This is a genomic window from Staphylococcus piscifermentans (genome assembly GCF_900186985.1).
In the GTDB taxonomy this organism is placed as follows: Bacteria; Bacillota; Bacilli; order Staphylococcales; family Staphylococcaceae; genus Staphylococcus; species Staphylococcus piscifermentans.
The window spans coordinates 185810-199116 of sequence record NZ_LT906447.1 but is presented as its reverse complement, the minus strand read 5'-3'; the positions used below and the strand labels follow the sequence as shown (position 1 = coordinate 199116).

Here is a 13307-nt window from a genome sequence, read left to right as displayed (position 1 = left end):
AAGAAAAGCGCCGCGCGGACACACGACGCTTTCAGAGACCGCTTAAAAGACGGTGACATAATTTGATGAATTAAACCATCTCAATCATATCAAAGTTGTGAGATGGTTTATTTTTTTATCTTTTTTTAACAATTTCAATAATTATAGTGATTAGGTTTAGTGTAAATTCACCAAACGCTATCATGACTATAATTACTTCAAATGTTGTCATTTGGCTCCCTGATCTCTTCTACTTTTCCTTGCTCTCCCGTTCTCTTTTTTCCAAAGGGATGGAATAGTCGGTTTCATCTTCAATATAGCTCATTTGGAAGTGCTCGGTGGGTTCTCGACGCAGGGCGCGCATGATGGAGAAGATCATGAGCACTAGAATGATGGAGAATGGCAGACCGGTCACGAGCGAAGCGGTTTGCAGGCTGGTAAGACCTCCCGCAATGGTCATAGTTACGGAGATTGCACCAATCAATAGTCCCCAAATGACTTTGTGGCGCACTTTCGGATTATCCACGCCACCTGTGGCCATACTAGCTACGATGTGTGTGGTAGAGTCGGCACTCGTTACGATGAAAATAAAGATAAGCGCAATAGCCAGGATGCTGGTGATATCTGAAATTGGAAATTGTTGCAGCAACTCGAATAGCGCAACGGAATAATCTTTATCGACAATTTTCTCGATGCCGGTATTCTGAGTCAAAGCTACTTTCAAAGCTGTACCTCCAAAGCCGGCAATCCACGTAAATGAAATAAGCGGTGGAATAATCAGCACTCCGATAACGAATTCACGGATAGTACGGCCACGAGAAACGCGTGCCACAAATCCGCCGATAAATGGCGACCAGGCAATGACCCAGGCCCAGTAGAAGACGGTCCACTTCTGAATCCAACTGTTATCGCCGGTATAAGGATTCACACGCAGACTGTATTCGATGAAATGACGCAGATAATCCCCGATAGCGAGCGTGTAAGATTCTAGAACAAATTTCAAGTCGCCGAAGATCAAAATAAAGATAAGTAAGACTGCCCCAAGACCGACGTTGATATTACTCAGCCATTTCACACCGCGATTCAGGCCTGTAAGCGCAGAACCGAGGAAGATACATACCATGATAATCGTAATAGCGACTTTAGTGACATTAGTATTCGGCAAGTTGAAGACGTGATGCAAGCCACCTCCGATTTGCATGATGCCGAGACCGATGGAAGTTGCGATACCCATAACCGTAGCGATAATAGCCAAGATATCGATGAGATTACGCAGCGGTCGCTTGTAAGCCTCCCCGAATACTGGCTCCATTGCAGTCGAAATCAAGCCGTTACGCTGCTTACGGAATTGGAAGTAGGCTACCGTCAGTCCAGACATCGCAAAGATCGACCATTGCGAAATCCCCCAATGAAAGAACGTATACCCCATAGCCACGCGTGCAGATTCCGCAGAGTGATCCGGCACTTTATCCGGGAACGGCGAATGCAAGTAATGCGTGAGCGGCTCAGCGACACCCCAGAAGACAATCCCGACACCCAGGCCAGCAGAGAACAACATACCGACCCACGAAACAAATGAGAATTCCGGCGCCTCATTGTCAGCGCCGAGCTTGAAGCGGCCATAACGCGAAACCGCCAACGCAATCAAGAACACATCCAACACAAAGATAATTACCAAGAACAACCAACCAAACGAACCCGCAATCACATCATATGTACGCTGTGCATATCGTCCGAATAACTTTGGAAAAATACCCGCAATCAACGTCACAAACAAAATAATTGCGACCGACGTATAATAAACAATATTTCTATGCTTCTCCCTTTTACTCTTCATAACAGAAAACATCATCCTATCTTTAATTTATTGGCATCATGCTAAGACACTTAGGTGAAAAAAGATCTGGGTGAGTTGGGTAATGACTGTGAGAAAGTCTAAATGTAGTTGGTGCAACGGTTGATATCGAATTGTGTGGTGAGGTTTGAGTGTTTGGATATAGTGTTGAATTGTGGAAGCGTTTTCTTAATTTAAACATAGATATGGAGATGGTGCAATTTGAGGTGGAGAAGCGGGGAAGCAAAAAAACATCGAGTCCGCGGGGAATCGATGTTTTTAATATTATTACTCGATAATTAAATCATCTTCAGTTATATTAAGAATTTTTAAGTCATTTTCATAATCTTCTTTAGAATAGTTATCTCTATCTTTTCGTAACTCATCTCTTAGTCTACGTGCCATAGGTTTCATAGAAGCATAATTCAAACCACCTGAAACAGCTCCGCCAACAAAAGGTATTGTTTTAGAAACGGCTTTGCTAAAACTGTCTTTAGTTAACTTAACTCCAAATACTTTAAGTACCTTTTTTAATATAGGATAATAGAAAGTTTTTGTTAGTGCTTTTCCTGGAATAGACTTTAAAGCTTGCTGAGATGCTTTTTGAGATGCTATACGAATTGAAGATCCTGCTGCAGTAACACCGAACATAATACCTAAATACAATATTAGAGTGTCGTGAGCTTCATCTGTTAACTCTTCGTTTTCATCGAATAGACTATCATATCCATAAATATATGAAATTTCTTGCGCTAATTTGAGTGTAAAACCATAAAACTGTATTAAATCTGCTGGTATAGTAGCAGCCATAGCAAATCCACCTGGTATTCCAGCAGCAAACGATGCACTAGAAGATTTTAATACATTAGAATTAATTACCTTATTCGCTTTTTTATCTAATTCACTTTTACTAAATAAATCTAAAGGACCTTTTTCTAAAATTTCTGATGCACTATGCTTACTTCCTTGAAAAGTTCTAATTAAAAATTCATCGCGATTCACTTTTACATACGGAAGATTCATTGATTTTTCGATTACATCTAAAGCCAACTTTTCTTGTTTACTCATCACTTTAACCCCCAAAAATTTATAAATCATCTTAATAACTTAAACATAAAAACATAACAATAACTATTTATATACGAAGTTTTAATCTTTTAAATTAATACTTTGTTGCTACCTATTATTTTACTATATATCTTACTAAATTTAAGATAGTCATTATTTGTCTATCTCAATAATTTTAAAAAATATTTTTTGAGCGTAGCCACGCTTTAAAAAAGGTATCAACAGAATAGCTCCCATCCTGCAGAAGCTATTCCTACTATATTCTAAACCCAAAAAAGCTGTCTAATTTTATTAAAAGCTTCTCTCAAATCATTTTCTATTTCGCGGTAGACTTCTTCTTCATCTTCACTCTCGTCATATTCTATTACAAATATCATGTCGATGAGTTTTCTCTTTTGTTCGTCTGTTAACTTGAACATGCATATCATCCTCTCGCCTTGGATTACTTGTATCATACACACGTCCCTAGACAAATTTTGTCTAACTCAATATTGATCTATCATCTTTTTTAACTCGTCTAAATATAATTCTTTTACTGATTGCGGCGATAATACTTTCACTTTACTGCCTTGAGAAAGCAGCCACATCACAATTCCATTGCCGATCACTTCAATTTCTACTTCAAAGCGGTTATTTTCGTAGTCTTTTTTTAGTAATTTCGCAGTTGGAAAGCGATCCATCACTGATTCGATAATCCCGTTGTTAAACTCGAATCTTACACGTTGCCATTCTCCTCCATACATGAAGTAAATGCGCTGCTTCAATTCTCCTTCTTTAAAATATGGAGAAACCGGTTTAGCAATTTGGCTTTTCGTACTCTCATATTCTAGAATTCGGTCCAAGCGATAAATAATGACCTTTTCTTCCTCATTCACACCCACTACGTAAAAGTAAAGTTCAGAAAAAGTGACGTACATCGGTTTAATGACGTGATGCCTTACCTTGTTCATGGCATTTGAATAATCAAATGAAAGCGACTTTCCATTTTGAATCATGAGGTTGATATCCCATATCTTATCTAATAGCGGCGCCTCGTGAATCATTGGATGATAGTGTGTCATTTCAGAAAGAATCGCTTGTTCAATAACTTTACGGTCTTCTGGCTTCAAACGTTCAGTTAAATGCGCCACTGTATTATCTATTTCTTCCTTAGTAAGCCCTCTTGTGGCCATCAGCATCTTAATAATAGCTAACACTTGTTTTTGATCAATATTTTGATTGCCGATATTCATCATTTTAAAAGCATTAATTTGGCGATCATATTCTATACTTAAATGTTCAGTTGCCTCGTAGCTACTAATAAACGCATTAAGTCCGGAGATATAGCGTTGAATAGTTCTGCTTGATTTATTATCAAAATATTGACTAATCGCTGCTTTAGATAAATGCTCTCCATTTAAAAAGCGCAAATAAAGTTCGAGTAATTGTGTAGATTTTGTCATTTCTAACACCACCAATATCTATCTTTCATCAAATTATAACATTCTATTTATTGAAATTATTTTTAAGTTTTTGTAAATACAAATAAACTACATAATATAGACAAAAATTGACTATCTATACATATACGATAAATGTATGAGAAAATTGTTTTGAGCATTTTGTAGAGTATTAAACTTACTATTGCTAATTACAATTTATAAAAAAGAAAGGGTGGGAAATATGGATTTCCAAAACGGTTCTGAAAATCCCCAAAGATTTCAAAATGTACCAAAAGATGATCGCACAATGGCAATGATATTATGGGTGTTAAGTTTTTTCACAAGTTTCATTGGTCCTTTAATTATTTGGTTGATGAAGAAAGATGAGTCTCCTTTTATTAATCAACAAGGAAAGAACTACTTTAACTATGCTATTAGTTATGCAATTTACGGCGTAGTTTCATATATTCTAACGCTTATTATTATTGGCATTATTCCTTTAATTGCTATTTGTATTGCAAGTATTGTCTATACTATTTTGGCTATCATTGCTGTTAATAAAGGCGAAGACTATGTGGTACCTTTATCAATTACAATCATCAAATAATATGTAATAAATAAAGCAAGCCTTGGGAGGGCTTGCTTTTCTTATTGTATTATTCTGTTCGCTTTTAATTATTTCTCATCTTTTCAAACAACGCATCCATATTATCATCTATTCTCTTAAGAAATGCCTCATTTTCTAATTCTACTTCTGTTTTTAAAAGATTTTCTTTCATTAACAAAGCATAATGACGAGTAATTAACTTATATGCTTCAGCAATTTCTGTTTGCAACTTATCGCATCCAAATATTATCTGATCTAATTGCTGCTTAACTGCTATCAAAGGATGGTCATCATTTAGCATGCTCATAAAAAATAGATTTTCAGTAGTTTTAAGTGAAAAATCCATTATAATAGCATCAATAGTTTCCTCTTCTTCTTCCGGGCGAATAAGATCTATTTTATTTACTATAAATAGTGTTTGGTCTTGATTTTGAACAAACTCTACTTCTGCTTTGTGCTCAACTTGTTCTGCACTACTTAAGAAAACGTGAGCAGTTGCTTCCTTGATTTTCGTATCAACAATTTCTTTTTGACTTCCACTGAGTGTTGCAATACTAGGTGTATCTACAACAACGACACCATCTTTCAAAAATTTTGAGTCTAGAAAGATTTCCAAGTATTCAACTTCGCTTAAATCTTTTTCACTCAATCTATTTAATTTTTCATTATTGATTGTATTTGTTTCTCCATTTTTCAAATGAAGTTTTGTACCTTCAACTCCATGCGTAAGATTAGAATGTTTGATATAAGTCATTACTTTTGTTGGCTTTTTCGGCAGGATATTTCGATTCACCAGCATATTAATGAATGTAGATTTCCCGACTCCACTTTCACCTGTTACCACAATTTCAAATTCTTTTCTTGAAAAATCTTCTTTAATTCTTTCAACTTCAGAGATATTTTCTAGCGATTTCAATTCTGATTTATTTTGTTGCACATACTCTAATAAAACCTCAATAGCATTTATAATTTCGTTTTTATCCTTAACGTACTCTGCTTTATAATCTTTCATGAATTTCCCCTCCATTTACAAACTGCAATCTACTAATCCAACTTAACATTCTACCTGGTCAAATAATGTCCACAGGACAATATAAAATTATTAATAACAAATAAAATTTTAGTGACCAACTTAACATTATTCATAAACTTACATAACACTAATTAAAACTATTAGTGAGACAATATCTATAACAACAAATATTGGATAGACTTAATGTGTTCTTAAGATGGTCGAATTCTAAAATGAAACGTTTCTCACATCTTTCTCGTGCATAAAATAAACCTAATATGATTAAGGAGATGGACAGAATGCTTGGACTCGACAAATTTGAAATCGTTTATAAAGGAAAACATTATGACAATCGACTCGCGCAAAGTATTGCGAAGAATTTATATTATTACGGGGTCAAACATAATCCTAAAATTTTCGACATCAAGGACTTAAAAATCAATAGAATTATTTATTAATGAGTTAAAGCACTTCCTCGTTTTATTTGAGGAAGTGCTTTTTTCATTGATTACTTAGCTTATACACCAAGAGGATTATTTTGTATAATATTTCACCATCTGATATACTTCGTTTAATTGTAAATTGCATGTTTCTATCCCAGAATCTGCAGAAAGGAGCGTATCAGTATGGACGAACAAATTAAGCATTTCATCCACTCGTTATTTAAAAATATCGAAAGCAGCTTCAATGATCCGTCGAATCTTTCTCATAAAGTTATCTTCACCGTCTTAATTATTTTAATTTCCATTTGGATACATCTCATTATCCAACGTTTTTTAAAGAAGTATGCCTCTGACCTTAAGATTTATCGGTTTTTACGTAAATCTATTAAGAACAGTATCATCGTCATTGCGATTATCTTACTATCCGCTACTTGGATTAATGCGATGAATTCATTAATGGTGATTGTCTTACTATTTGCGGCGCTCGTGGTTTTTTCTGTGAAGAAGTTAGCTGTAGAACTTGTGGCATGGGTGCTTCTATTAAATAAGCGGCTCTTTCGCTTGTACGACCGTGTAGAAATAGATGGGCACATTGGGGACGTGATTAAGATTTCACCGTTGCATTTTAAATTGGCAGAACGTGCAGCCGGGCTATCAACCGAGTCGCCTACTGGGAAAGTTATTAACATTCCGAATCATGTCTTGCTGGAAAAGTCACTAATCAATTATGCAAACTTGACTCAGATTAATTGGCACGAAGTCAATTATCATTTGACCGTGGATAGCGATTGGCAAAGTGCGAAACGCGTATGCGATAAAGTGTTGGCTGACTATGTTGAGGAATTTAAAGGAAACTATTCAGTGGAAAAATTGAGTGAGATAGAAGCGGAAATTTCTCTCTTCAAAGGCTCTCTCGAAGCCAAAACTAAGTTGCTCGTAGAGAACGATATGATTGTCATAAGTTGCTACTTCCCCGCTTACTACTCAGATGGAAGTACCGTTAAATCTGATTTGAATGAAAAAATACTACCGTATCTGACAAGAGATAATAATATTGAACTTATTGGAGAAAAAATACGATTGGATATTTTGGAGTGGCCGAAAGAGAAATAATTGTTTTATAATAATAGAAGGAACACCTTAGAAGCGTGAGCTTTTGAGGTGTTCCTTTCAACTCTATTCATTTAAATAACTATGCCCACCATACATCAACTGGTTTTTCACCAATATTCACTGAATTCAATGTTTGGGCTGCTTTTTGGAATCCTTCTTCAACAGACATAATTGGGTCTTCATGTTCAATACTTACAACATAGTCATAACCATTAATTCTTAATGTACTAATGATATCTCCCCATAAATGCGGGCTGTGTCCATAGCCTACTGTACGGAATGTCCATGCACGTGTCGCAACATCAGCATACGGTTGCATGTCTGTTAATCCATACATATTTACATTTTCTTGATTGATATAAGTGTCTTTAGCATGGAAATGATGAATTGCATTCTCACGTCCTAAAATTCTAATTGCGGCAACCGGATCAATACCTTGCCACCATAAATGACTCGGATCAAGGTTAGCACCAATGTATTCATTAGTTGCTTTACGCAGTTTTAATAATGTGTATGGTGTATGAACTAAGAAGCCTGCATGTAATTCGATAGCAATTTTAACATCTTTTTCTTTAGCAAATTCTGCTAAATCTTTCCAATATGGAATTAATTTTTCCTCCCATTGCCAATTGTAAGTATTAGAATAAGTAGTTGGCCAAGGTGTAACTGGCCAATTTGGATGTTTGGCCGTTTCATCTGAACCAGCAACTCCTGAGAATGTATTAACTACTGGAACATTTGTTAATGCTGCTAATTCTATTGTTTTACGCAAAGTTTCATCCGCTTCCTGCGCCTTCTCTGAATCAGGTGAAATAGGATTATTATGACAGCTATAACCACTGATTTCTAATCCTCTGCTATGAATCTTATCTAAAAATTCTTTACGCTTATCTTCACTTTCAAGCATTTCATCTAAGTTACAGAATTTATCCCCAGGATTGCCTCCTGTACCGATTTCTACCATTTTCAATCCTGCATCTGCAACATAATCTAACATTTCTTCAAAATTTCTATCATAAAACAATACTGTGAATACTCCGACTTTCATATAAAACCATCCTCTCTTTATAATTGAATACTACGTCGTTCTTGATCACTTTCATAAATTGCATCAATCAATACATTGATTTGTCTTGCTTGTTCTGGTTGTACAACTAGCTCTTCTTTTCCTAAACAGCTATTAACAAAGTTCATTGTTTGGCGCTGAGCTGCTTGTTCTTCATCATGAGCTACATTTGCTTGTTCATTAAAGAATGTCCCAAATCGTGGTTGGTATATTTCAAACGGATATAAGTTTAAACCGCCATCAACACCTGAAATACTTAAATGCATTCCATCTTCTTTAATATTTGCTGACCATGAACATTCAAATTGAAGCGATGCACCATCTTCAAATGTAATATAACTAGTTACATGGTCATCCACATCAAATGTTTCACTATCAATAGCTCCCCAATCATTGATTTGATTAGGCATTTTGCTGAGTCTATTATAAGTTCGTCCCGTTACTTCTACAGGTTTAGCATTATTTAATAACCACATTGACAAGTCCAATAAATGGCAGCCATAATCAATCAAACTGCCGCCACCTTGCAATTCTCTATTAGTGAAAACGCCCCATCCCGGAACTTTTCTTCGACGCATAGCTTGTACCCTTGTCACTAGTGGAACTCCAACTACCCCTTCTTCAATTGCTTTTTTGGCTGTAGTGGCCGCTTCTGTAAACCTATAATGATATCCAATAGCTAGCAGTTTATCCGATTCTTTCGCTGCTGCTATCATTTGGTCACATTCTTTTGCGTTCATGGCCATGGGCTTCTCACAAAAAACATGAACTCCTGCTTTTAATGCGGCAATACTCATTTCAGCATGAAATTTATTTGGAGTACAAATTACTACTGCATCTACTTTATCCCATAATTCATCCATATCATGAGCAACAAAATCGATTTCATATTCTGCAGCAACCTTATTGGCAAGTTCTTGATTTATATCGTACAAACCTGTAATTTCTGCACTTCCACTTAACTTTTTCAAATTAGGAATATGTCTGCCTTGTGCAATACCCCCGCAACCAATAATGCCTACTCTTAATTTTTGAGTCATTAATACACCTTCTGACTTCAATCTATTTATATTTTTATAAATAGACTGCTTTCCCTGTTTTAGCTGATTCATAAATCGCTTCTAATATTTCAGTAACCACTAATGCTTCTTTAGGTTTAACCACTACTTCTGTATCGTTAATGATACTATCAATCCAAGCACGCGCTTCTTCAACAGCTTCATCTACTTTGTCGCCTTCATAAAAGTCTACTCCCGGATTATCAAGTTCAATTTTAGAAGTATAAAGTTCTCCTAAATCTTCACCATTAATTCTTAAACCATCTTTCATATCAGCACCGCCTTCAGTTCCTGAAAGCGAACATTTAGCTTCATCTACATCCAGACTATTTAAAGCCCAGCTAGATTCTAAAACAATTGTTGCTCCGTTTTTCATTTTAATGAAACCGAATGCAGAATCTTCAACTTTAAATTTATTAGGATCCCAAGGCCCCCATGCATTAGCGGCATTTTCCTTTTTTCCTAATTTATGGAAAGTAGAGCCCATGACTGATTCTGGTTCATAGTTATTCATCATCCATAGGGTTAAGTCTAAAGCGTGTGTCCCAATATCAATTAATGGTCCGCCACCTTGCTTTTCTTCGTCCAAGAATACACCCCATGTAGGAACTGCTCTTCTACGGATTGCTTGAGCTTTACCATAATAGATATCACCTAAATCACCACGTTCCGTCATTTTGTGTAAGTGTTGACTATCTGCTCTGAACCGATTCTGATAACCAATTGTCAATTTTTTGTTATTTCTTTCAGCTGCATCAATCATTTGTTGTGCATCTTTAGCAGTTTTAGCCATCGGTTTTTCGCACATTACATGTTTGCCTGCATCTAACGCATCAACTGTAATATCTTTATGAGAATTATTAGGTGTGCATACATGAATCACATCAATCGAAGAATCTTTTAATAATTTTTTGTAGTCTTTATATACTTTCGCATTTTCTGTTCCATAACTTTCAGCTGCTAACTCAGCTTTTTCAACATCAATGTCGCAAAAAGCAACTATATCAACATCATCTAATTTAGATAAACTTGGCAAATGTTTGCCATTCGCAATACCTCCACAACCAATAATTCCTACATTTAAACTCATAGCAATTCTCCTTTTCTTTTTCTAAGCATTAGTTTCTGGTTTTTTATATTTTGAATCAATAAATCCAACACACGCTGCTGCAATAAACAACATCACGCCAGCAAATAACAACATATTTGGCATTGATTCTCCAAACAATGGGAATAATGCGAAACTCGCAAGTGATGCAATAATTTGTGGTAAACAGATTGCACAGTTAAACAAACCTAAATATGCTCCTGCATTATTTCCATCTATATTTTCAGTTAGTAAAGTAAATACTTGTGTATTCATTGTAAGGTTATTAATACCGATTAAGACGAATGATAAAATCAACAACCATTGTGAATGAATAAAGAAAATAGAAATAAAACCAATTGCACCCATAATCAAACCGAAACGAAGTAACATTTTTCTTTGATGTGGTTTAGCATAAGCTGCAACAATACCAAATAAGATAGAAGCAACAAACTGTACCCCTGTTAAGACACCGTACCAATTCCCTGCTTCTTGATAACCTGCTGAAGAAGGATCTGAAGTGCCCCACACATTGTGTGCAATTGCACCAGGCGTGTAAGTCCACAGATACATAATGGCGAACCAAATAAAGAATTCTACTAATGCAATTTGCCAGAATTGCTTAGGTGCTTTTTTAAGTAGTTGCCATAGATTCAATGAGTTTTTGCGGTCTCTTTTTTCGTCAATTCCATGATAATATGCATGTTGTTTAGGGTTGTATTCATTAACTGAACGTACTGTCCAAATTGTAGAAATTAAAAGTACAGCCGCTGCAATGTAATACGCAATTTTAACTGTTAACGGCACCTCACCTTTAGGTGCTACATTGGCTACACCCCAAAGAGTTAATAAGAATGGTAAAAGCGTTGCGATAATTCCTCCTAAATTAGAGAAAATTTGTTGCCATGACCAAGCCATGTCTCTTTGTTTTTCAGGAACCATATCCCCGATAACCATTTTATAAGGCTGCATGCAAGCGTTTGCAGTCAAGTCCATAAAAAGAGTCATGATAGCACCAAAAAGCAATGCTGCTAAAGAAGCGTATCCAAATCCGAATGATCCTGCATTAGGAAGCATTACAAGAGTAATTGCTCCTATTGGGCCTGCTACTAATAAATAAGGCATTCTCCGACCATATCTTGTCCACGTACGATCAGAATAATAACCAATTAATGGTTGTATTATTAATCCCGCTAAAGGTGGTAAAATAAAGAACCATCCTAACTTATTAGGATTAGCTCCTAGTGTTTGGAAAATTCTAGCCATCATAGCTGATTGCAGTGAAAAAGCCATATTAACGCCGAAGAAACCAAATGTCATAGCGAAAATTATACTTTTCTTAAGTATCGGCAAATTTAGTTTGTCAGCTAACGTTTCCTCTTCTGTTTTTTCTTCCGGCACATTCGTTAAATCTGTCACACTTTTCATAATATCCCTCCCAAAAATAAACAGCCTATGAAGTAAACGATTACTCCAAAGGCTGTTGATGTGAAATCATTTTCTATATGTAATGCTGTCTCTCATCAAATGTAATCGTTTACATTTTGATGTTAGCACATGCAATATCATTTGTAAACGATTACATTATTGTTTTGCCATGCTTGAATCTCTTTCAATCAGTTCTCCATCTAATACTATAGTATTAGAATTCAGCTCGGAATTTTCTAATATATTTAATAATAATTCCATTGCTTTTTCCCCTATTTGATAATTAGGTTGTGAATAAGTAGTTAATTCAGGATCAACAATTTCTGCTAATTTGATATTATCGAATCCTACGATAGAAATATCTTCCGGAACCTTTACATTATATCTTTTAAATGTCTTTATTATTCCTATAGCCATTTCATCATTTGCTGCAAATATAGCTGTAGGCTTATCTTTCATCTCTAAAATTTCTTTACCTATCTTGTATCCTGATTCTAAAGAGAAATCTCCTTCCTTGAAAGAATCTTCTCCGTTTATTAATTGGTGTTTCTTCATCATATTTTCAAAACCTTGTAAACGGTTCTTCCCCAGTATTCCATCCAACGGTCCTGTTACGTGCATAATATTCTTATGACCTAAATTAATAAGATATTCTGTTACAACTTCTGCTGCTTCAATATTATTAATTGAAACTGTTGGAATATCTAGTTCAGCTATTGTTTCACATGCTAAAACTACTGGGAAATTTTTATAAATATCTTTTAAATTTTCAATACTTAATTTTGAAGTGAGTAGGATAATACCATCTACTTGTTTTTCATATAAATATTTAAAATAATCATCTGCTTTTTTATTTTGTGCATCGCCTAATAAAACTTGGTAACCTTTTTCCCCTGCAGTATATTCAATACCTCTCAAGATATTAGAAAAGAAAGAGTTTGTAATATCAGGCACCACTACTAGAATTGTTTTAGTTTCCATTTTTCTTAATTGTCGACCGATACTGTTTGGATGATATTTTAATTTTTCTACAGCATCCAAAACTTTATTTCTATTTTTCTCCGATACATTTCCTGTATTCGTTAAAACTCTTGAGACAGTCGCTGTAGATACTTCCGCTAATCTCGCTACGTCTTTTACATTTGTCATTTTTTGATCCCCCTTGAATAACATAAATATTTATTTAGTAGT

The 13307-nt window shown here is 35.3% G+C and carries 14 protein-coding genes; 3 read left to right on the top strand and 11 right to left on the bottom strand.

The window, feature by feature from the left end:
• Positions 1-115 precede the first annotated feature (115 nt).
• The 5 genes from CKV71_RS12765 to CKV71_RS00820 all read right to left on the bottom strand — a co-directional run bounded on the left by CKV71_RS12765 (position 116) and on the right by CKV71_RS00820 (position 4323).
• On the bottom strand, positions 116-211 hold the full coding sequence (locus CKV71_RS12765; RefSeq protein WP_095102827.1) for a putative holin-like toxin: 96 nt from the start codon (positions 209-211) through the stop codon (positions 116-118).
• A gap of 18 nt (positions 212-229) precedes the next feature.
• Complete coding sequence (locus tag CKV71_RS00830; protein ID WP_095102825.1) at positions 230-1816, bottom strand: BCCT family transporter; 1587 nt, start codon at positions 1814-1816, stop codon at positions 230-232.
• Between the two features lie 285 nt (positions 1817-2101).
• Entirely contained in the window at positions 2102-2881 is a 780-nt protein-coding gene (locus tag CKV71_RS00825) for an EcsC family protein (protein ID WP_095102823.1), read from the bottom strand.
• Between the two features lie 263 nt (positions 2882-3144).
• The gene (locus CKV71_RS12305; RefSeq protein WP_157738561.1) at positions 3145-3300 is read right to left on the bottom strand and encodes a hypothetical protein; all 156 of its coding nucleotides are present in this window, start codon (positions 3298-3300) and stop codon (positions 3145-3147) included.
• A gap of 66 nt (positions 3301-3366) precedes the next feature.
• Positions 3367-4323, bottom strand: a complete 957-nt coding sequence (locus tag CKV71_RS00820; RefSeq protein ID WP_095102821.1) for a helix-turn-helix transcriptional regulator — start codon at positions 4321-4323, stop codon at positions 3367-3369.
• A 220-nt stretch (positions 4324-4543) separates the two neighbouring features.
• On the opposite strand from CKV71_RS00820, the gene CKV71_RS00815 reads away from it, so the two are divergent.
• Complete coding sequence (locus CKV71_RS00815; RefSeq protein ID WP_095102819.1) at positions 4544-4909, top strand: DUF4870 domain-containing protein; 366 nt, start codon at positions 4544-4546, stop codon at positions 4907-4909.
• A 64-nt stretch (positions 4910-4973) separates the two neighbouring features.
• Here CKV71_RS00815 and CKV71_RS00810 read toward each other — a convergent pair whose 3' ends face one another.
• Positions 4974-5921, bottom strand: a complete 948-nt coding sequence (locus CKV71_RS00810; RefSeq protein ID WP_157738560.1) for a dynamin family protein — start codon at positions 5919-5921, stop codon at positions 4974-4976.
• Positions 5922-6220: 299 nt separating this feature from the next.
• Here CKV71_RS00810 and CKV71_RS12300 point away from each other — a divergent pair, with 299 nt between their 5' ends.
• Entirely contained in the window at positions 6221-6379 is a 159-nt protein-coding gene (locus CKV71_RS12300) for a hypothetical protein (RefSeq protein ID WP_157738559.1), read from the top strand.
• A 168-nt stretch (positions 6380-6547) separates the two neighbouring features.
• Positions 6548-7477, top strand: coding sequence for a mechanosensitive ion channel family protein (locus CKV71_RS00805; protein WP_095102815.1), 930 nt, complete (start codon positions 6548-6550; stop codon positions 7475-7477).
• Positions 7478-7556: 79 nt separating this feature from the next.
• Here CKV71_RS00805 and CKV71_RS00800 read toward each other — a convergent pair whose 3' ends face one another.
• The 5 genes from CKV71_RS00800 to CKV71_RS00780 form a co-directional block, all read right to left on the bottom strand.
• On the bottom strand, positions 7557-8525 hold the full coding sequence (locus tag CKV71_RS00800; RefSeq protein WP_095102813.1) for a sugar phosphate isomerase/epimerase family protein: 969 nt from the start codon (positions 8523-8525) through the stop codon (positions 7557-7559).
• Positions 8526-8542: 17 nt separating this feature from the next.
• Positions 8543-9583, bottom strand: coding sequence for a Gfo/Idh/MocA family protein (locus tag CKV71_RS00795; protein WP_095102811.1), 1041 nt, complete (start codon positions 9581-9583; stop codon positions 8543-8545).
• A gap of 34 nt (positions 9584-9617) precedes the next feature.
• Entirely contained in the window at positions 9618-10691 is a 1074-nt protein-coding gene (locus CKV71_RS00790) for a Gfo/Idh/MocA family protein (RefSeq protein WP_095102809.1), read from the bottom strand.
• Positions 10692-10712: 21 nt separating this feature from the next.
• Entirely contained in the window at positions 10713-12008 is a 1296-nt protein-coding gene (locus CKV71_RS00785) for an SLC45 family MFS transporter (RefSeq protein WP_231917655.1), read from the bottom strand.
• 264 nt (positions 12009-12272) lie between these two features.
• Entirely contained in the window at positions 12273-13265 is a 993-nt protein-coding gene (locus CKV71_RS00780) for a LacI family DNA-binding transcriptional regulator (RefSeq protein WP_095102805.1), read from the bottom strand.
• Positions 13266-13307 lie beyond the last annotated feature (42 nt).